The sequence below is a fragment of the uncultured Bacteroides sp. genome (genome assembly GCF_910585845.1).
Classification (GTDB): Bacteria; Bacteroidota; Bacteroidia; order Bacteroidales; family Bacteroidaceae; genus Bacteroides.
Map to the genome: position 1 here is coordinate 1 of NZ_CAJUHF010000056.1, position 20,083 is coordinate 20,083.

Sequence of the window (20,083 nt, forward strand, 5' to 3'; positions counted from 1 at the left end):
TATAGATAAAGGTGTTTAGTATATTTTACTGCCCCAAAAGTGACGAAGAACCGAAAATGCAGGTAGTAATTGGGGATAAGTCCGTTTTTGGGGTTCTTTCAGAAATGACCGGGACTTGATTTTCTATGCTTTTATGCGGTCCGAATATGCAAATAGCATGAAATAAAAGACTGAACTTTTTGTAGTTCAAGAAAATACTTCTATCTTTGCGCCGATTTTTATGAGCAATATAATGTCTCACTCAATTAATTATTAAACGATTTAATTAACTTAATGGAAAACTTAAAGAATGTAGCTCCTGTTGAGGACTTCAACTGGGATGCTTATGAAAATGGCGAAACTTTCGCAGGCGTTAGCCACGAAGAGTTGGAAAAGGCTTACGACAGCACGCTTAACAAAGTTAACGACCGTGAGGTGGTTGACGGAACTGTAATCGCAATGAACAAACGCGAAGTTGTTGTGAACATCGGTTACAAATCAGACGGTATCATTCCTTTGAATGAATTCCGCTACAATCCGGACTTGAAAGTAGGTGATACGGTAGAAGTATACATCGAGAATCAGGAGGACAAAAAAGGACAGCTGGTTCTGTCTCACCGTAAAGCACGCGCTACCCGCTCTTGGGATCGTGTAAACGCTGCTTTGGAGAACGAAGAAATTATCAAGGGTTACATCAAGTGCCGCACGAAGGGTGGTATGATCGTAGACGTATTCGGTATCGAAGCTTTCTTGCCGGGTTCTCAGATCGATGTGAAGCCTATCCGCGACTACGATGTATTCGTTGGCAAAACAATGGAATTCAAAGTTGTTAAGATCAACCAGGAATTCAAAAACGTGGTTGTTTCTCACAAAGCTCTTATCGAAGCTGAACTGGAACAACAGAAGAAGGAAATTATCGGTAAACTCGAAAAAGGACAAGTGCTTGAGGGTACCGTTAAGAATATTACGTCATACGGTGTATTCATCGACTTGGGTGGCGTAGACGGTTTGATCCACATCACAGACCTCTCTTGGGGACGTGTAAGCGATCCGAAAGAAGTGGTTGAACTCGACCAAAAACTCAACGTTGTTATCCTCGACTTCGATGATGAGAAGAAGCGTATCGCTTTGGGTCTGAAGCAGCTTACTCCGCATCCTTGGGAAGCTTTGGATGCTGACCTGAAGGTAGGTGACAGAGTGAAAGGTAAAGTAGTCGTTATGGCTGACTACGGTGCATTCATCGAAATCGCTCCGGGCGTTGAAGGTCTGATCCACGTATCTGAAATGTCTTGGTCACAGCACCTGCGTTCTGCACAAGACTTCATGAAGGTTGGTGACGAAGTAGAAGCTGTAGTCCTGACTTTGGATCGCGAAGAGCGCAAGATGTCTTTGGGTATCAAGCAGCTGAAGCAAGATCCGTGGGAGACTATCGAAGAGAAGTATCCTATAGGTTCTAAGCACACTGCAAAAGTACGCAACTTCACTAACTTCGGTGTATTCGTTGAAATCGAAGAAGGTGTTGACGGCTTGATCCACATCTCTGACCTGTCTTGGACGAAGAAGGTGAAACATCCTTCTGAATTTACTCAGATCGGTGCCGACATCGAAGTTCAGGTATTGGAGATCGATAAAGAAAACCGTCGTTTGAGCCTCGGTCACAAGCAACTCGAAGAGAATCCTTGGGATGTATTCGAAACTGTATTTACTGTAGGTTCTGTACACGAAGGTACGATCATCGAAATGCTGGATAAGGGTGCAGTCGTTTCTTTGCCTTACGGCGTAGAAGGCTTTGCTACTCCAAAGCACTTGGTTAAGGAAGACGGTTCTCAAGCTCAGATGGATGAGAAACTGTCATTCAAGGTTATCGAGTTCAACAAAGATGCAAAACGCATCATCCTTTCTCACAGCCGTATCTTCGAAGATGTTGCAAAGGCAGAAGAGAGAGCTGAAAAGAAAGCTGCAAGCAAGAAAGCAAATGCTGGTAAGAGAGAAGACACTCCGTCTATCCAGAACCAGGCTGCTTCCACTACTTTGGGTGACATCGATGCTTTGGCTGCTTTGAAGGAGCAAATGGAAGCTGAGAAGAAATAAGAATACTAGTTTATACTTATTACACATATGGAAGAGGGCACTTGTTGTAAGAACAGGTGCCCTTTCGTTTTGGAGCCTGTTTAATTTTTCCTCAAAAAGTTTTTATCCAGCCTCTTTTGAGTTTCTTTTCGGTCTGTTTTCCTCTTTTTATTCATTACATAGCCCGCTATGCTTCTCATAAGAACAGAAAAAACGTCCTCAAAAACGTCCTCAAAAATAATTCTCAAAAATAACTCTCAAAAGAAGGCCGAATATAATTTAAACAAGCTTTTTACTTTATACGTGCCGAATTTTGTGGAATAGAGGAATCGTTTTTGCATAAATGTTTATCTTTCCTCTAAAGAAAAATATATTCTTTATCCTGTCGGTATGAGATTCTCATGATTTTCATTTATATTTGTAGGGTGATATTCGGGAACGGCTGCTTGGGATGTCTTAGATATATGAACATTTAAATTTTATTGTCATGCAAAACATTATTGGAAAGTTTGGAAAGAGTGTACTGCTCATCTGTTTGTCGTTGTTGTTACTGACCGGATGTAGCCAGAAGTCAAAACTGAAATTGGTGGTAGAGGTAGTTGCCAAACAATGTCCTATAAATATAGGTGCGGCAGGTGAAATATCAAATATCGCTTTTGATGGAACAGATGTGCAATATACCATGTTGGTGAACGAAGATTATGTCAACTTGGATGCTTGGGAGAAAAATTCGGAATCAATGAAGTCGGTAGTATCTGCTATGTTCAGTAATCCCGCGAAAGAGTTGAAACAAATGTTAGACTTGGTGGTCAATGCCAATTCAGGAATCAAGTTTGTCTACAAAGGTAAAACGTCCGGAAAAGAAGTGGAGTGTTATCTGACTACCCAGGATCTGAAAGGTATCGTAAATGCAGATTCCACCGTCGAGAAGAGTGACCAGAAGAAGTTGGAAGAACAAGTGAACATTACCAACTTATCTTGCCCCATGCAGGTAGATGAAGTTACTACGCTTGACAGACTGACTATTGAAGGTGACCAGGTTGTTTATCACTATACGATTGATGAAGAATTGGTCGATATGGCAGTGTTGAAAGAAAATTCGGATGCAATGAAACAGAACGTCAGAAGTACTTTGAATGCGGAACCGGCTGTGAGGATTTTTTTGGAGACATGCGTGAAGTGCGACAAAAGTTTGTGTTACAAGTATACGGGTAATACTTCCGGTGAGAGCATGGAGTTTTCTTTTGAGGTGTCGGATATAAAGTCGCTGTTGTAACTCCGTGAAGAGAGAGGTTAGTAGAGATTGATCATGGAAAAGTTTGAGCTACACATCTTGGGTTGCGGTTCTGCACTGCCCACTACCCGTCATTTCGCTTCTTCGCAAGTGGTGAATGTGCGGGGTAAACTCTATATGATAGATTGCGGCGAAGGTGCACAATTGCAGTTTCGTAAATCCAGATTGAAATTCTCTCGGTTGAATCATATTTTCATTTCCCACCTGCATGGTGATCACTGTTTCGGGTTGTGGGGATTGATTTCGACATTGAACTTGTTGGGGCGTACTGCGGAACTGCATATCTATTCTCCCAAAGGATTGGAGGCGCTGATGGCTCCGACGCTGGATTTCTTCTGTCGACAGATGACGTACAAGGTGCTTTTCCATGAATTTGATACGAAGACTTCCGGAATGATTTATGAAGACCGTTCGCTGACAGTCACTACGATACCTTTGCGCCACCGTATGCCTTGCTGCGGTTTCTTGTTTAGAGAGAAACGCCGTCCTAACCACATCATTCGTGAGATGATTGACTTTTATGAAGTTCCGGTATATGAACTGAACAGGATTAAGAACGGGGCGGATTATGTGACGCCCGAAGGTGAGACTATCCCCAATTCCGTCCTGACCCGTCCTGCGGACTTGCCACGAAGTTATGCTTACTGTTCGGATACGATCTATATGCCGGAGATAGCCGGACTGATTGAAGGAGTGGATTTGTTGTTCCACGAAGCTACTTTTGCCCATGAGAATCTGATCCGCGCCCGGGAGACTTTTCATACTACAGCCCTCCAGGCAGGAGAATTGGCGAAAGCGGCAGGAGTGAAGAAACTGCTTATCGGACATTTCTCCGCCCGCTATGAAGATGAAACGGTCCTGTTCGAAGAGGCGTCGTCGGTTTTTCCGGAAACGGTGTTGGCTAAGGAGACGCTTTGTGTGGAGATATAATGAAAAGTCATACTTTCAAAACAATTTTTTTTCCTGTTCTTTGTTTTATCGGACTGAATGCCGTATATTTGTACGGAATAATCAAAAGATATAGGCTTATAGATGGGAAAGTTACTCTATTGTATCTTCTTTTTGTTTACTTTTTCGTCACAGTCCGCAATATGGGCGCAGGACGGTCGGAAGCAGGAAACGGCGCAAAAGGAGCAGCCGTCTTCGGCTATTGTGCTGACCGTTTCGGCTGATAATCAGGTGCGCGTGCAGAACGCTGAACCCGGTGCCCGGATGGAGGTCTACAACATTGTAGGCGTCAAACTCACTACTATACGCATCGATTCTGCAGATGCCACGGTTCAGGTGAATTTGCCTAAAGGTTATTACATATTCAAGATCGGGAGTGTCGTGCGGAAAGTGGTAATTAAATAAACGAGCGGAACAGAGCCTATGAATTCTTCCTATAATGAACACGAAGTTCTGGAACTCCTGCAAGAAGAAAGCACGCAAAAAGAAGGATTTGAACTGATTGTTGCGCAATATAGCGAACAACTGTATTGGCAGATCCGCCGCATGGTGCTTTCTCACGAAGACGCAAACGACCTTTTGCAGAACACTTTCATCAAGGCTTGGACGAATATAGACTATTTTCGCGGAGATGCGAAACTTTCCACATGGCTCTACCGCATAGCCTTGAATGAATGCTTGACTTTCCTGAATAAACAGCATGCCATTGCCATCGTTTCCATTGATGATGAAGAAGCCTCAGTGCTTCAGAAGTTGGAAAGTGATCCCTATTTTTCGGGCGACCATGTGCAGTTGGCTTTGCAGAAAGCCCTGCTGACATTACCCGAAAAGCAGCGGATGGTATTCAATCTAAAGTATTATCAGGAAATGAAATATGAAGAGATGTCCGACATCTTCGGTACGTCCGTCGGTGCGCTGAAGGCTTCGTACCATCATGCCGTTAAGAAAATCGAAAAGTTTTTGGAGGGGGAGGATTAAACCTTTCCTAAGAAATGTAGTCTAAACTAACAGAAAGGAAAAAAGCTTATGAAAGAAGAAGATAACATCTTGAAGAGAGTAGGTAAGGAAAATGTCTTCCGTGTACCTGACGGATACTTCGAAAATCTTGCTTCAGAGGTTATGAGTCAACTTCCGGAAAAGGAGACCCCTGCATTTGTCAAGAGAGAACCAACGAGATGGGAGAGGATCAAGCCGTGGCTATATATGGCTGCCATGTTCGTAGGTGCGGCTTTGATTATCCGTGTCGCTTCTGTTGACCGCGTCCCTTCTGCCGACCGGATGGCGATGGACGACACAGATACTGAAACGGTTTCGGACGAATATATCAGTGCGGTGCTGGAAAACTCCATGTTGGAAGATTATTCGCTGTATGTCTATCTCACAGATGCCGCTATGGAATAATGTGAGTGCGATCAACTTAATAGTATTGAGAGGAAAATGAAGAAACTGATTGTTTTACTTATTCTAATGTGCGGTTTTGCACCCTTATCGTGGGCGGTGGATGGATGCAACGAGCATTTGACTCCCGAAGAATTCCGTGCCAAGCAGAAAGCATATATCACGGAGAAAGCCGGACTGACCAAGGAAGAAGCCGCTAAGTTCTTTCCTATTTACTTTGAATTGCAGGATCGCAAGAAGCAATTGAACGACGAAGCGTGGAAACTGCTTCGCAAAGGAAAGGACAAAAAGACTACCGAAGCGCAATATACCGAGATTTTGGAAGGCGTGTATGACGCCCGTATTGCCACCAATCGTCTGGAGAAGAACTATTTTGAGAAATTCAAAAAGATTCTGTCAAGTAAGAAGATATACAAGGTGCTGCATGCAGAGATGCGCTTTAACCGTGAGCTGCTGAAAGGTATGCACAACAAGAAGGGCGAAGGACCTCAGAAGCAACAAGGAAATAAAAAATAGAATATGTCGGCGGGAGAAGCAAATCGGATAACGATTGTCGTTACCTGCCCATTTTCGTCCCATGAGACAATTAAATTCGTCTCATGAGATGAAAAAATTCCTCTCGTGAGATCATTTTTTTCGTCTCACGAAAGGAATTTTTTTATCTCACGAGTCCGTTCTCGTGTTTCCGTATGCTTCCAGTTTTTTAGCCTCGTTCCATAGTTTGTCCATTTCTTCCAGCGTCATGTCGTGCAGGTTCTTGCCTTCTTTGATGGTGTGTGCTTCCAAATAGTTGAAACGGCGTATGAATTTCTGGTTCGTGCGTTCCAGAGCATTATCCGGGTTGATCTTATAGAGTCGGGCGGCGTTGATCAGGCTGAATAGTACGTCGCCGAATTCGGCTTCTGCTCTATCCTTGTCCATATTGGCAACCTCGTCTTGGAACTCACGGATCTCTTCTTTCACTTTCTCCCAGACCTGCTCGCGTTCTTCCCAGTCGAAACCTACGTTGCGTGCCTTGTCTTGAATGCGGTAAGCCTTGATCAGTGAGGGTAGGGCGGCGGGTACACCGCTCAATACCGTTTTATTGCCGTCTTTCTCTTTCAGTTTCAGCTGCTCCCAGTTCTCGGAAACCTGTCCGGCTGTTTCTGCCTTTACATCGCCGAATACGTGAGGATGACGGAATATCAGTTTCTCGCAGAGGCGGTCGCACACGTCCTTCATGTCGAAATCGTCTTTTTCTGCGCCGATCTTGGCATAAAAAGCAACATGCAGCAGCACGTCGCCCAGTTCCTTGCAGATGTCGTTCTTGTCATCGCGCATCAGGGCGTCACAGAGTTCATAAGTCTCTTCGATGGTATTGGGGCGCAGGCTGTCGTTGGTCTGTTTACGGTCCCAAGGACATTTCTCGCGAAGTTCGTCGAGGATGTCGAGGAAGCGGCCGAAGGCTTCCATCTGTTCTTGTCTTGTATGCATAGTTTGTATGTCTTGTTAATGATTAGGAATGAATTTACATGCAAAGGTATGGCTTTTATGTGGGAATAGGTTCTTAATCCGGCAGGTTTTTGCTGATACGGTATCCTCTTCTCTTTGCCTCCTCATACGAAATCAGCAGTCCTATCACTTCCGAATAGTTCTTGCGGCCGCTTTGAATCCGGTTTCCTTTCAGATAGAGGTCATAGATGAAGTCTTGTATGCTGCCGATGAGCGGACTGTATTTTTCCAACCAGTAGGCGCGGTTCTGCGCGTAGAGCGTCTTTATTTCTGGGCGGATGCGGTCGGTGAGGACGGTGTATTCCTCTTCTTCCATCAGTTGGCGGGCGTTGCCCAGCACGTGCGACAGGATGGAGAGATACCCGCTGAAACGGATGGCTTGAACCTGCGAACGGGTACAGACCTGATAGGCATAGAAGTTCGCTTCCGCTTCGCTGGTGATGCCCAGCAGATGCGCCAGCTCGTGAGCGTAGGTGGCAGGATATTGTGACGGAAGCAAATCGCCGTTCAGTGTAAATTCGCAGAAGAAAGGTCCCATGCTTCCTGTGACGCCTACCATCGAGATGAACGGGGTGAAGAGCATGGTTTTTACTCGTGGAGAGAGGCGGGGCGGACGGTGTATTCCCAGTGTGTCGCAGATTTGGCGATAACCTTGCACGCTTTCCCGGCAAACCAGCGGTTCGTCTATGGCGGTAATGTTGGTATAAGAAGCATTCAGCTGTTCGATATAATCATCAACGAATTGTTGGAAGACTTCAGGCGTATAGGCTGTATAAGGAATGCTCGTCCGACCGTAAAAATCCTTTTGGGAGTAGTTCAGTCCCCATGCCAGGTAGAACCAGACGTAAATCCAAAGCAAGTATTCCGCTTCGTTCAGTAGAATCTGCTTCCATTTCTTCTTTTTCTCCTCCTTCTCCTTCTCTTTCTCTTTTTTCTCTTTCTCCTCCTTTTTCTTCTGCTGCTGTTGTTGCTTTGATGGATAGCGTGTGTGTAGGTGACGTGTCCATAGCGGGTAGAGGAACAGCCCGATGAGACTGAGGAAGATGAACAGGTCGCCCACAGCGAAGTGCAGCAGCCTGGAGAATGAAGAGAGCACTCCCGAAACCACCGGATATACGAACCGTGCATACCCCTCTCCCCAGCCCGGCAGAAGCTGTGTCGCCCATATGGCAAGCAGACATACGACCAACAGGACATACCGGATTTTCAGCTTTCCTTTCATTTTCTATACGGTTTTGTCGCAGCAAAAATATAGATTTAAATTTTAATTCATTAATTTTGCGCCCATTATTCGCAATAAATTAATTTATAGAGATTTTAGAAACATGGAATTAGCAAGTAAGTACAACCCCGCTGACGTGGAAGGAAAGTGGTACCAGTATTGGTTGGACCACAAATTATTCAGTTCGAAACCCGATGGTCGTGAGCCTTACACCGTCGTCATTCCGCCCCCCAACGTCACCGGTGTGTTGCACATGGGACACATGCTTAATAATACCATACAAGATATCCTGATACGCCGCGCCCGCATGGAAGGCAAAAATGCCTGTTGGGTACCGGGCACCGACCATGCCTCCATTGCTACCGAGGCTAAGGTAGTGAACAAACTTGCCGCACAGGGCATCAAGAAAACAGACCTGACCCGCGAAGAGTTCCTGAAGCATGCGTGGGAGTGGACCGACGAGCATGGCGGCATCATCCTGAAGCAGCTCCGCAAGCTGGGCGCTTCCTGCGACTGGGATCGAACTGCCTTTACGATGGACGACAAACGCAGTGAAAGCGTACTTAAGGTCTTTGTGGACTTGTACAACAAAGGTCTGATTTACCGGGGTGTCCGTATGGTGAACTGGGATCCCAAGGCACTGACTGCCCTTAGCGATGAGGAAGTCATCTACAAGGAAGAGCACAGCAAACTCTACTATCTGAAATACTACGTGGCAGACGACGATATGTCCGGTGAGACCGGAGCCGAAGGCGAAGTGGTACACCGTGATGCCGACGGCAAGCGTTATGCGGTAGTCGCTACCACCCGTCCCGAAACCATCATGGGCGATACTGCCATGTGCATCAACCCGAACGACGTGAAGAACACTTGGCTGAAGGGAAAGAAAGTGATTGTTCCGCTAGTAGGGCGTGTCATTCCCGTCATCGAGGACGACTATGTGGACATCGAGTTCGGTACAGGCTGTTTGAAGGTCACCCCCGCCCACGATGTGAACGACTACATGCTGGGCGAGAAGTATAATCTGCCCTCTATCGATATCTTCAACGATAACGGAACCCTTAGCGAAGCAGCCGGTCTCTATATCGGCATGGATCGTTTCGACGTGCGCGAGCAGATAGAGAAAGACCTCGCTGCCGCCGGTCTGCTGGAGAAGGTGGAAGCCTATGTTAATAAGGTAGGTTGCAGCGAACGCACCAATGTGCCCATCGAGCCGAAGCTCTCCATGCAGTGGTTCTTGAAGATGCAGCACTTTGCCGACATGGCTCTGCCGCCGGTGATGAACGATGAACTGAAGTTCTATCCCTCGAAATACAAAAACACTTATAAGAACTGGTTGGAGAACATCAAGGACTGGTGTATCAGCCGTCAGTTGTGGTGGGGACACCGCATACCTGCCTATTTCCTGCCCGAAGGCGGTTATGTCGTGGCTACCACTCCCGAAGAGGCGTTGCAGCTGGCAAAGGAGAAGACCGGCAATGAAGCGCTGACTCTGAACGACCTTCGTCAGGACGAGGATTGTCTGGATACTTGGTTCTCCTCTTGGTTGTGGCCTATCTCATTGTTCGACGGTATCAACAATCCGGGCAATGAAGAAATCAATTACTACTATCCCACAAGCGACCTGGTGACCGGACCGGATATCATCTTCTTCTGGGTAGCCCGTATGATTATGGCAGGCTATGAGTACGAGGGTAAGATGCCGTTCAAGAACGTATATTTTACGGGTATTGTCCGCGACAAACTGGGACGTAAGATGTCCAAGTCGCTCGGTAACTCTCCCGACCCGCTGGATCTGATAGAGAAGTACGGTGCCGACGGTGTACGTATGGGTATGATGCTTTCGGCTCCTGCCGGAAACGACATCCTCTTCGACGATGCGCTGTGCGAACAGGGACGTAACTTCAACAATAAGATATGGAATGCTTTCCGTTTGGTTAAAGGTTGGGAAGTCAGTGCAGAGGTGCCCGTGCCAGAGGCATCACAATTGGCTATGCGCTGGTTTGAGGCCAAGCAGAATGCAGTAGCCGCCGAAGTGGCCGACCTGTTCGGCAAGTACCGCCTGAGCGAAGCGTTGATGGCAGTTTATAAACTGTTCTGGGACGAGTTCTCTTCTTGGTATTTGGAGATGATCAAGCCGGCATTCGGCCAGCCCATCAGCAAGCAGGTGTATGACACGACTATCGGTTTCTTCGACAACCTGCTCCACCTGCTCCATCCCTTCATGCCGTTCATCACCGAAGAGTTGTGGCAGCACATTGTAGACCGCAAAGAAGGCGAAAGCCTGATGGTAAGCCCGTTGTCCATCTCCTCACAAGTGGATGAATCAGTGGCACAGGCGTTCGAGACGGTCAAGGAAGTTATCAGTAGCATCCGTTCCATCCGCTTGCAGAAAAATATCGCACAGAAGGAAGCGCTCGAATTGCAGGTTATCGGTGAAAACCCGGTTGCTGCGTTCGATGCGGTGATTGCGAAGATGTGTAACCTCTTGGCAATTACTCCGGTGGAAGCCAAAGCCGATGGCGCCGCCTCTTTCATGGTAGGTACTACGGAATATGCCGTTCCCTTGGGTAACCTGATTGATGTAGAAGCTGAAATAGCCCGTATGGAAGCCGAACTGAAGCATAAGGAAGGTTTCTTGCAAGGCGTGATGAAGAAACTCAGCAACGAGAAGTTTGTGAACAATGCCCCCGCCGCCGTCATCGAGATGGAACGTAAGAAACAGGCGGATGCAGAGAGTATCATCAAATCGCTGAAAGAGAGCATTGCGGCATTGAAGAAGGCGTAAAGAAAAAGAGGGTATGTCAAGACATGCCTTCTGCTTCCTTTTAGGCACGAATTTCACGGAATACACGGATGAATGAACGAAAATCTGTGCAGTCCCGTGAAATTCGTGCCTGATTTATATGATTAGTATAGCCTTTTTCTCCTTTTATTTTGGCAGGTTGAACATTTCTTCCGAAACATCCTTTTCATGAGAAATAGCTTTTTTGTCAGCTGTAGAGATATCAGTTTGCTACAAGGTACGTTCTTTTCCATGAAAAATCCCGCATCGTCTTTTTGGGGGAGACGGTGCGGGATTATTCTTTATATTGCCTTTACTATTCCAGCAGTTTTTTCAAGAAAGCATCCAGTTCTTCATCCAAACCTTTCAGCAGCTCTTCGTTCACGAGCAACGTATCGTCATCCATCAACAGAAGTTCGGCAACGGTCTCTTTCTCGTCATCCACCAAGACGAACGAGTACGGCATCAGGATCGCTACTTTGTCAAACTCTCCTTTGTTTTTCATACTGTTGAGTAGGCTGGAGAGCTTGCGCTCTACACTTCCATAGAAATCGTTGTTCTCGTATGCCACCCATTCTTCGATGACGGTGCTTGCCATTTCGTTGTCATCATCGTCGAACAAGGTTAGTTCGCCGGAGGTCTGGTTGGCTTGCAGATGTATATCGGTCACAATGGTTTGCTGGCAGTTGCACGTGTACTTGCTGACTGCTTGTCTGATCGTCGTCTCAAGGAGCGATAATGATGCTTGACTCAGTTTCATAATAGATACTCTTTCTTATTGAATTTTCAAAGGTATAAAAAAAACGATAATCTCTGCATCATTTGGCTAAAAATCATTCTGAAATCTTTCCATTTGTGCTTTCAGCCGCGGCATTCCCGCCTTTCGTTCTTGCAAAGCAGTCAGATATCGGGTTACAGCCAGGTAATTGGGAACGTCGATGGCGTCTACAGAAGCCTTGTCTTTCATCTCCTCTATCTTGTCGATTTCATACGCCACTGTCTGAGCTTTCAGTGCCCATTCTTCTGCGTTGGAGATGCTGTCCAGCATTTCATATCCCAATGCTATGTTGCATGCCGCATACATTTTCTGCTTTCCCTTTTTCTTCTTCTCATACGTTTGCTTCCACAGTTCGATAGCTTGTTCCCAATCGTTCTCTCTCACGAAGACGGCAGCGTCGCGCATGTTCACCGAACCTCCGGTGAAGAGGTAGCGTTGTGCAGTCGTCCAATAGGGCAACAGCTGTTTTACGGGAACCGTACCGGCAAAGTCGGACGCCTCCTTCAGCATCTCTTCGTCGGAGATGAGCTTTGAGCCTGCCTGCGCCATGTTGGAGCTTGTGTAATCCCAAAAGATGCTGTCTTGCGCATTGATGGTTACCATCGGACCGTTACGACGGGGGATATACACTTTTACAGTGGGATATACTTTCACATCCAGTGTGCCTGTGTACAATCTCCATTCTGGCAAAAATTCTATTTTGCGTAAGGAGCGTATCTGCACATTCTCCAGTGCGATCAGGAAATCCACATCCAAACTCTCGGTCAGTGTTTCTACTTCCTCCCGGCTGAGGGCAGTTTCGCGCTGCACTTTGTCGTCGGTGCGGAGGGCAGAGTCGCAGATAATTACTTCGTCAAAGTACTTTTCTTCGGCGAGTGTTTCTGCCAACGACTCTAGAGCGATTCGGGCATTTCCGTTGAAATATCCTGTTTTGCGTGCCATCTCCGTTTGGTTTTTGGATTTGTCCTTGCTCTCTTCTATGATCAAGTGGTTGTCTGGAACGGGAGGCATGTTGTTCACTACGGCAGCCCGTCTGAGGTTGGAGGGAAAGCTGACTTCCGCCGGCAGCATATAGTCTATCGAAAGAGGTTCCACACTTTGGCAGCCGCCAAACAGGAAGGCGCAGAATAGCAATAGATAATGGGTATATTTGGTCATAAGCATTTTCTTTATGAAGAGATAACAAAAGTACACTTTTGCATGGATATATAAAAGCCTCAAACAGTTTTTAACCGTTTGAGGCTTTTATTAGAGCTGATTTATATTCTGTTTCAAACATTGTTTGAGAGTTACTCGAATACACTCCCAAAGCATCCAAACCGAACCTAAACAAGCCTTATGTGAAGGCTGAAACAGGAACAATGTCCTGTTCAGCCTGCCCTTTTACATGTTCTTTCCGTGGCAGTTCTTGTATTTCTTACCGCTTCCACAGGGGCAGGGATCGTTGCGTCCCACGGTCTTTTCCGCACGTACCGGTTCACGCTTGGCTTCCCGCGTATCGTGCTGGGCGGCTTCCTGCTGGTGCGGATCGTTCAGGTTCTGCTTTTGTTCGCGATACTTGCTCATGTCCTGCTTCTGTTCGGGAGCAGCTTGGCGTATCTCCTGTGGCTCCGGCATCGGGATCTGTCCGCGCATCAGGATGGATATGGTCTGGTTATTGATCTTCTCCACCATCGCATCAAACAGGTTCACGGACTCCAACTTATAGATCAACAACGGATCCTTTTGCTCATAGCTGGCATTCTGTACGGAATGCTTCAGTTCGTCCAATTCGCGCAAATTCTCTTTCCAAGCCTCGTCGATGACGTGCAGTAAGATAGACTTTTCGAAAGACTTCACCACTTCCTTGCATTCGCTTTCGTAAGCCGTCTTCAGGTTGCAGGAGATGTTGTACATCCTCTTGCCGTCGGTGATGGGGATAAGGATGTTCTCGTACATGTGTCCCTGCGCTTCATACACCTGCTTGATAACCGGATAAGCGATTTGTGCCATCCGTTCGGTCTTGCGTTTGAACTGATCCATGGCGATGTTGAAAGCCTCTTCGGTGAGTCTCTCCTTCTTGTCGTTGCGGAATTGCTCTTCGCTGAAGGGAACCTCCATGGCGAGGGTCTGCAGGAATTCCATCTTGCAATCCTCGTAGCCGGGGGCTTCGACGGCGGCGGCTACACGGTCCCATATCATGTTGACGATATCCATGCCGATGCGTTCACCCATCAGGGCGTGGCGGCGCTTGGTATATACTACGGTACGCTGCTTGTTCATCACGTCGTCGTATTCCAGCAAACGCTTACGGATGCCGAAGTTGTTTTCTTCCACCTTCTTCTGTGCACGTTCGATAGAGTTGGAAATCATCTTGTGCTCAATCATCTCACCCTCCTTGAATCCGAGACGGTCCATTACGCTGGCGATACGGTCAGAAGAGAACAGACGCATCAGGTCATCCTCGAGTGATACGAAGAACACAGACGAACCTGGGTCTCCCTGACGACCGGAACGACCGCGCAACTGGCGGTCTACACGTCGTGATTCGTGGCGTTCCGTACCGATGATGGCCAGACCGCCCGCAGCTTTTACTTCGGGACTCAGCTTGATATCCGTACCACGTCCTGCCATGTTGGTTGCGATGGTCACCGTACCGCGCAAACCGGCCTTTGCCACGATGTCTGCCTCTTTCTGGTGCAGCTTGGCGTTCAGCACGTTGTGTTCGATATGACGCATGGTCAACATTCTGCTCAGCATTTCGGAGATCTCCACTGAGGTGGTACCCACCAGTACGGGGCGTCCGGCTTCTACCAGCTGTTCTACCTCTTCAATGACTGCTTTATATTTCTCGCGTTTCGTTTTATAGACGCGGTCGTTCATGTCTTTGCGGGCGATGGGGCGGTTGGTCGGGATGACCACTACATCCAGCTTGTAGATGTCCCAGAATTCGCCAGCTTCCGTTTCTGCAGTACCTGTCATGCCCGACAGTTTATGATACATACGGAAGTAGTTCTGTAGCGTGATGGTGGCGAAGGTCTGCGTGGCGGCTTCCACTTTGACGTTCTCCTTGGCTTCGATGGCCTGATGCAGACCGTCGGAGTAGCGGCGTCCTTCCATGATACGACCTGTCTGCTCGTCCACGATCTTTACTTGTCCGTCGATGACCACATACTCGTCGTTCTTCTCGAACATGGTGTACGCCTTCAGTAATTGATTGATGGTGTGTACACGTTCCGACTTGATGGCATAGTTGGTGAGCAGGGCATCCTTCTTCGCCAGACGTTCCTCGTCCGTCAGTTGCTTTTCGTTCTCCAGTTCGGAGAGCTGTGAAGCGATGTCGGGCAAGACGAACAGGGTCGGATCTTCCGCATTGCCGGTGATAAGGTCGACACCTTTATCGGTCAGGTCCACGCTGTTCAGCTTCTCGTCGATGACGAAGTACAGCGGGTCGGTGGCCTCATGCATCCGCTTGTTGTTCTGCTCCATGTAAATTTCTTCTGTCTTCAGCATGCCCGCCTTGATTCCCTGTTCGCTCAGGAACTTGATCAGCGGTTTGTTCTTGGGCAGTGCCTTATGGCTACGGAACAAAGCGAGGAATCCCTCTTCCTGCTCCTTCTTGTCATCGGATGCGATGAGACGTTTGGCATCGGCAAGGTATTGCGTGGCCAGTTTCTTCTGCGCTTCCACCAGTCGCTCTACCAGCGGGCGTAGTTGCTCGAACAGCTGGTCTTCACCCTTCGGCACAGGACCGGAGATGATCAGCGGCGTACGGGCATCGTCAATCAACACTGAGTCCACCTCATCGACGATGGCGTAGTTGTGTTGGCGTTGCACGAGGTCTTTGGGGCTGATGGCCATGTTGTCGCGCAGGTAGTCGAAGCCGAACTCATTGTTCGTACCGAAAGTGATGTCCGCCAGGTAAGCCTGCCTGCGGGCGTCGGAGTTGGGCTGATGCTTGTCTATGCAGTCCACGCTCAGACCGTGGAACATGTAGAGCGGTCCCATCCACTCGGAGTCACGCTTCGACAGATAGTCGTTCACGGTGACTACATGCACACCGTTTCCGGTCAGTGCGTTGAGGAATACCGGCAGGGTGGCCACGAGGGTCTTACCTTCACCGGTTGCCATTTCGGCTATCTTGCCTTTGTGAAGCACCACGCCACCAAAGAGCTGCACGTCATAGTGCACCATGTTCCATGTCACTTCGTTACCTCCGGCGAGCCAGTGGTTCTGATAAATGGCTTTGTCGCCCTCTATGCGCACAAAGTCCTTCGTGGCGGCAAGATGGCGGTCGAAATCGGTGGCGGTCACTACTATCTCTTCGTTCTCTGCGAATCGGCGTGCGGTATCCTTCACGATGGAGAAGGCTACGGGCAGCACCTCGTCCAAGGCTTTCTCGTAAATTTCGAGAATCTCCTTTTCTATCTTGTCAATCTGTGCGAATATCTCTTCGCGTTTCTCCAGTTCGATGTTCTCGATGCCGGCTTTCAGTTCCTCCACTTTGGCGCGTTGTTCGCTTGCCGAGTTGCGGATGTAGGCTTTCAGTTCTTCAGTGCGGGCGCGCAGGGCGTCGTTGTCTAATTTGGCGACTTCCGGATAGGCTGCCTTGATTTTGTCCACCCACGGCTGAATCTCCTTCATGTCTCGTGAGGATTTATTGCCGAAGATCGAGCTTAAAAATTCATTAAATCCCATTGTATATCTATTTTTATTATTTGCTGAATTAGAATTGTTTATCATCAGGAAGAGCTTGTACGGGCTATTCCTATTCTCCCTTTCCTGTGGGAGAGAAAGCGGTAGAGAGGCTTATCGCCTTTCCCTTGCACGCATTCGGCGCCCTTATCCTCATGACACCCGAGAGGGTGGGGGCTATGTGTGTGACGTCTACGGGCATCTTGATGGTTTCGGCTTTCACTCCTCCTCCCATGAAGATGAGCGGGGCAGGGATGTCGGCATGTCGCACTACTCGGTTGTTGGCATTGTTCTCTTCGACGATGGTCCAGCCCGGCAACACGTCTATCAGCAGGTCGCCCGAACGTTTGCGGTGGAAGGCATTCCGTACAAGTTCTATTTGCGGTGACCATGTCCCTTGCAGCAGGCGGTGGGCGGAATAGGCTTCGTTTACGCCACTGAATTGTATCAGGAAGTCAGCCGACTTGTCCTGCATCTCGGCCAGGTCGAGCTGCTTGTTTTCTATCAGTTTATGATTCAGGTAAATCTGTCCGTTGTGATGCGTCTCCACATACTGCCCTTCGCCGTAGGTAGCCATGAGATACATGTTCAACAGCGTGGCGCAGCGGTTGGGGTGGAACTCTCCTCCCGGGATGCGATAGAGCGACAAGTCGGGGGCTTCGGCATCGGTGTATCCGGTGGAAGCGATGCAGAAGAGTACGTTTTGCAGACCCACCTTGCGGTCGATGAGATCGATGAGCGCGGCTATGCTCCGATCCAGTCGGGCGTAGGTATCCTGCATTTCCATAGCGCACTCTTGGGTACTCTTATGGTTGTAGTTGCCGGCGTAGTAGGTCAGTGCTAGTAGGTCGGGCACTTCGTCCTTGGCGATATTGCTCTTCTCCAGCAACTCTTCGACAAGCATGTTTACCTCATCGTTGACGAAGGGGCTGGCTATCAGTCTGCGGTAGCGGTTGATCCGCTCGCTGTCGAATTTGTATTTGAACGCCTGATCCCTCCATTCGGGCAGGAAGGTATAACTTCCGACAGGGTGTATGGGTTCCCACACCATGTCCCGGATGCGGTAGTCGGGCGATTTACGGTCGTTGTACTGACTCATCCACCAAGGGAACTCGCTGTAATAGGTGGTGCTGCACCACTTCCCGGTATTCTCGTTCAGCCAGAAGGCGCCGTTGCCACAGTGTCCGGCAGAGAGGATGGCGGCATCCCTTGAGGGGGCGATGGCATAGACCAATCCCCGGTTGCGCGTGGCAATCTTCAGCTCGTCGGCTACGGTGGAGGTCAGCAACTGCGAGGGCGATGAATTTTCATCGGTGAAGTTGCCCATAAAAGCGGGGTCGTCCACGCAGCTAATGGGGCGGAGCGTGCTTACGTCCATCCATTTTTGCGATATGATGCCGTTCATTGATGGCGTGGTACCGCTGTAGATGGTGGCTATGGCAGACGCACGGTCGGTGCCGGTGAACGGAAATACCGTCTGCCGGAACACTCTGCCTTCGCGCATCAGCCTTTTGAAGCCTTTCTCTCCGTATAAAGATGAAAACGCTTCCATATAATCGGTGCGCAACTGGTCGATGGTCAACGTCACCACCAACTTGGGGGTGGCGGGTAACGGTTGCGCTTGTAGACCGCTGAAGGTCAGGGCAAGTATGGAGGTTATCAGTCCTTTTTTCATTTATTTCTTTTCTGTGCCAAAATAAGATTGCTTGCTGAACGTATGAACAAACAAAGTGCCAAAGGTAATACAGCAAAGTTAAATCTCTGCGGTATAAACGCCCAAAGCGATATAAAAAGTGTTAAAACGGCAAGATTTATCACCATATACCTGCTTTTTTTCTGATTTATCACCTTTTTCAGCATCCACGGAAGGGCGAAAAGGTGCAGGGGATGGAACACAAATAGCATATAATTTGGGCTTACTGCCGGATGTTGCGAGAAGAGGGCGAGGAAAGCCAGTATGCATCCCGCCGTTCCGGCGCAGAAAAACAGCAAGAGGTCAAGCCCCCAAAGTGTCTTCCGCTTCCGCACGCCGAAGAACGTGGCTGCGGCTACGATGGCCAATAGTAGCGACGCGGCCTGCAGGGGAGTGATTCCTTCAGATTTCCCATCGGCATCCTCTCCTTCGATAGGCACCAACGTGGCTTCTTCGCTGACCAACGGACGTTGCTGCCCCTCGCGGTCTATGATGCAGGCGTTTTGGAAATGGCCTTGCAGGCAGAAAGGTACAAACATCTCCTCTCGTCGGTTGATGGGTCTGTCTGCCTGGACGCCCATGCAGAGATCCATGCCGAAACGTGCCCAAGAATGACTTTCGGTGTACTGGTGTAGCAGTTGTCGGAACGAAAGTCCCTCGACCGGCACATCCATGTCGGCACTGTACAGCAGCGAGCCGTCCACTGCCTTTTCTATGATATCCCGTGGGCGGGTGGCACAGTTGTCGTAGAAGAAATTATAGCGGTACACGCGGTTTTCGGGGCGGTAGTTCTCTTCGAGTAGGGCGAACAGACGTTTTTTTTCCTGCGGAGTGAGGTTGAGTACCTGCTGGCGAACGTCGCGCCCTAAAAAAGCGTATTCGGCGGCAAAGTGCTCGTAGCTGTTGACCCCTAACTGATAGTCGGTCTCACCTAAGGTGAAGCGCAGAATGAAGTTCGGGGTGTTGAAACTGAACATGCCGTAGTTGAAGACAGCGTCGATGTGGTGTTCCGGATCTTCGTAGCGTATGGCGGTATGCCCGAAGAGCGAATATATTTCATTTCCCGCACCGCAGGTCAGCAGGCTGATGCGGATGGAGTCGGTCTGTTGCGCCCTTGTTCCGAAGGCACACAAGACGACCAGTAGCAATAAGATGACAGTTTGTTTCATTTCGATGCAAAGATACAACAAAGAATTGAAAGTGAGTACAGAATAAGGCAAATAACACGTCTCTATTTATTCATGAAGGGGTTGATTGGCGTTAACTCTAAATTCCAAATTGCCGGATTGCCCTGGGCTTTGTATTCGATTCCCGTGGGGTTTGTGTTCGATTGCCCTGGGCTTTTCCGGAACATTGCCCCGCATCTGTCCGGCAAACCCCACGGAAATCGGACACAAATGCGGTGTTTTTTTATCCGTACTCCGGTTCCTGGCGTTGCAGGCAGTCGTTTCATTGGGAGTGGCCGTCGGGATGTGGGGGGCGTTGTCGGGGAGGGGACCCCTGCTGTAGATACGGCGTCCTTTCAACTGCTGCTCGTGGGGGAGGGGTGTCGGACGGGGCGTTCCGGTCGTTCACGGTATTTTCCGCCTTTTCTTTTTCTTCTTCTTCTTTTTCTGTAGAAGAAGTATTTTTCTTTCTTTCTCTTTTTCTTTATATATATATATGGATGTGTTTGTGTTGCTTGTTTTTGAGAAATTGTGTGCAAATGTTTATTTGTCAGTGTGTTATAGCTGTTTTTGTGATGTTTTTCT

At 48.4% G+C, this 20,083-nt stretch carries 16 protein-coding genes; 8 read left to right on the plus strand and 8 right to left on the minus strand.

Features of this window, described 5'->3' with window-relative positions:
• Positions 1 to 273 precede the first annotated feature (273 nt).
• From rpsA to QZ323_RS12580, 7 genes are all read left to right on the plus strand, one after another.
• Positions 274 to 2,070: a 30S ribosomal protein S1 gene (rpsA, locus tag QZ323_RS12550; RefSeq protein ID WP_294635022.1), complete on the plus strand. Its 1,797-nt coding sequence runs from the start codon at positions 274 to 276 to the stop codon at positions 2,068 to 2,070.
• Positions 2,071 to 2,536: 466 nt separating this feature from the next.
• Positions 2,537 to 3,325, plus strand: a complete 789-nt coding sequence (locus QZ323_RS12555; protein WP_294635023.1) for a hypothetical protein — start codon at positions 2,537 to 2,539, stop codon at positions 3,323 to 3,325.
• Between the two features lie 33 nt (positions 3,326 to 3,358).
• A complete protein-coding gene (locus QZ323_RS12560) occupies positions 3,359 to 4,273 on the plus strand; it encodes a ribonuclease Z (RefSeq protein ID WP_294635024.1) in 915 nt (304 codons plus the stop codon).
• 102 nt (positions 4,274 to 4,375) lie between these two features.
• A complete protein-coding gene (locus QZ323_RS12565; RefSeq protein ID WP_294635025.1) occupies positions 4,376 to 4,696 on the plus strand; it encodes a T9SS type A sorting domain-containing protein in 321 nt (106 codons plus the stop codon).
• Positions 4,697 to 4,714: 18 nt separating this feature from the next.
• Entirely contained in the window at positions 4,715 to 5,269 is a 555-nt protein-coding gene (locus tag QZ323_RS12570; RefSeq protein ID WP_294635026.1) for an RNA polymerase sigma factor, read from the plus strand.
• Positions 5,270 to 5,317: 48 nt separating this feature from the next.
• Entirely contained in the window at positions 5,318 to 5,692 is a 375-nt protein-coding gene (locus QZ323_RS12575; protein ID WP_294635027.1) for a hypothetical protein, read from the plus strand.
• A gap of 36 nt (positions 5,693 to 5,728) precedes the next feature.
• On the plus strand, positions 5,729 to 6,205 hold the full coding sequence (locus tag QZ323_RS12580) for a hypothetical protein (RefSeq protein ID WP_294635028.1): 477 nt from the start codon (positions 5,729 to 5,731) through the stop codon (positions 6,203 to 6,205).
• Positions 6,206 to 6,352: 147 nt separating this feature from the next.
• Here the strand turns inward: QZ323_RS12580 and mazG are convergent, their stop codons facing one another.
• Together mazG and QZ323_RS12590 are read right to left on the minus strand one after the other, a co-directional pair.
• The gene (gene mazG / locus QZ323_RS12585) at positions 6,353 to 7,162 is read right to left on the minus strand and encodes a nucleoside triphosphate pyrophosphohydrolase (RefSeq protein WP_294635029.1); all 810 of its coding nucleotides are present in this window, start codon (positions 7,160 to 7,162) and stop codon (positions 6,353 to 6,355) included.
• Between the two features lie 73 nt (positions 7,163 to 7,235).
• Positions 7,236 to 8,402: a DUF3810 domain-containing protein gene (locus tag QZ323_RS12590; RefSeq protein WP_294635030.1), complete on the minus strand. Its 1,167-nt coding sequence runs from the start codon at positions 8,400 to 8,402 to the stop codon at positions 7,236 to 7,238.
• A gap of 103 nt (positions 8,403 to 8,505) precedes the next feature.
• Between QZ323_RS12590 and QZ323_RS12595 the strand changes: the two genes are divergently transcribed.
• On the plus strand, positions 8,506 to 11,190 hold the full coding sequence (locus tag QZ323_RS12595; protein ID WP_294635032.1) for a valine--tRNA ligase: 2,685 nt from the start codon (positions 8,506 to 8,508) through the stop codon (positions 11,188 to 11,190).
• Positions 11,191 to 11,503: 313 nt separating this feature from the next.
• Here the strand turns inward: QZ323_RS12595 and QZ323_RS12600 are convergent, their stop codons facing one another.
• The 6 genes from QZ323_RS12600 to QZ323_RS12625 all read right to left on the minus strand — a co-directional run.
• The gene (locus QZ323_RS12600) at positions 11,504 to 11,947 is read right to left on the minus strand and encodes a hypothetical protein (RefSeq protein WP_294635033.1); all 444 of its coding nucleotides are present in this window, start codon (positions 11,945 to 11,947) and stop codon (positions 11,504 to 11,506) included.
• A 66-nt stretch (positions 11,948 to 12,013) separates the two neighbouring features.
• Positions 12,014 to 13,123 carry a DUF6340 family protein gene (locus QZ323_RS12605; RefSeq protein WP_294635035.1) on the minus strand — a complete coding sequence of 370 codons (1,110 nt, stop codon included), beginning with the start codon at positions 13,121 to 13,123 and terminating at the stop codon, positions 12,014 to 12,016.
• A gap of 225 nt (positions 13,124 to 13,348) precedes the next feature.
• Positions 13,349 to 16,642 (minus strand): preprotein translocase subunit SecA, encoded by a 3,294-nt coding sequence (gene secA, locus QZ323_RS12610; protein WP_294635036.1) that lies wholly within the window; start codon positions 16,640 to 16,642, stop codon positions 13,349 to 13,351.
• A 70-nt stretch (positions 16,643 to 16,712) separates the two neighbouring features.
• Positions 16,713 to 18,314, minus strand: a complete 1,602-nt coding sequence (locus tag QZ323_RS12615) for an alkaline phosphatase family protein (protein WP_294635037.1) — start codon at positions 18,312 to 18,314, stop codon at positions 16,713 to 16,715.
• Positions 18,311 to 19,501 carry a DUF4105 domain-containing protein gene (locus QZ323_RS12620; RefSeq protein ID WP_294635038.1) on the minus strand — a complete coding sequence of 397 codons (1,191 nt, stop codon included), beginning with the start codon at positions 19,499 to 19,501 and terminating at the stop codon, positions 18,311 to 18,313. The genes QZ323_RS12615 and QZ323_RS12620 overlap by 4 nt, the downstream gene beginning before the upstream one ends.
• Positions 19,502 to 19,854: 353 nt before the next feature.
• Positions 19,855 to 20,083: hypothetical protein (locus QZ323_RS12625; protein WP_294635040.1), on the minus strand; the 229-nt coding region annotated here is incomplete at its 5' end.

Coding starts and splice junctions, on each gene's coding strand:
- rpsA (WP_294635022.1), top strand. CDS start 274: ATGGAAAACTTAAAGAATGTAGCTCCTGTTGAGGACTTCAACTGGGAT.
- QZ323_RS12555 (WP_294635023.1), top strand. CDS start 2,537: ATGCAAAACATTATTGGAAAGTTTGGAAAGAGTGTACTGCTCATCTGT.
- QZ323_RS12560 (WP_294635024.1), top strand. CDS start 3,359: ATGGAAAAGTTTGAGCTACACATCTTGGGTTGCGGTTCTGCACTGCCC.
- QZ323_RS12565 (WP_294635025.1), top strand. CDS start 4,376: ATGGGAAAGTTACTCTATTGTATCTTCTTTTTGTTTACTTTTTCGTCA.
- QZ323_RS12570 (WP_294635026.1), top strand. CDS start 4,715: ATGAATTCTTCCTATAATGAACACGAAGTTCTGGAACTCCTGCAAGAA.
- QZ323_RS12575 (WP_294635027.1), top strand. CDS start 5,318: ATGAAAGAAGAAGATAACATCTTGAAGAGAGTAGGTAAGGAAAATGTC.
- QZ323_RS12580 (WP_294635028.1), top strand. CDS start 5,729: ATGAAGAAACTGATTGTTTTACTTATTCTAATGTGCGGTTTTGCACCC.
- mazG (WP_294635029.1), bottom strand. CDS start 7,162: ATGCATACAAGACAAGAACAGATGGAAGCCTTCGGCCGCTTCCTCGAC.
- QZ323_RS12590 (WP_294635030.1), bottom strand. CDS start 8,402: ATGAAAGGAAAGCTGAAAATCCGGTATGTCCTGTTGGTCGTATGTCTG.
- QZ323_RS12595 (WP_294635032.1), top strand. CDS start 8,506: ATGGAATTAGCAAGTAAGTACAACCCCGCTGACGTGGAAGGAAAGTGG.
- QZ323_RS12600 (WP_294635033.1), bottom strand. CDS start 11,947: ATGAAACTGAGTCAAGCATCATTATCGCTCCTTGAGACGACGATCAGA.
- QZ323_RS12605 (WP_294635035.1), bottom strand. CDS start 13,123: ATGACCAAATATACCCATTATCTATTGCTATTCTGCGCCTTCCTGTTT.
- secA (WP_294635036.1), bottom strand. CDS start 16,642: ATGGGATTTAATGAATTTTTAAGCTCGATCTTCGGCAATAAATCCTCA.
- QZ323_RS12615 (WP_294635037.1), bottom strand. CDS start 18,314: ATGAAAAAAGGACTGATAACCTCCATACTTGCCCTGACCTTCAGCGGT.
- QZ323_RS12620 (WP_294635038.1), bottom strand. CDS start 19,501: ATGAAACAAACTGTCATCTTATTGCTACTGGTCGTCTTGTGTGCCTTC.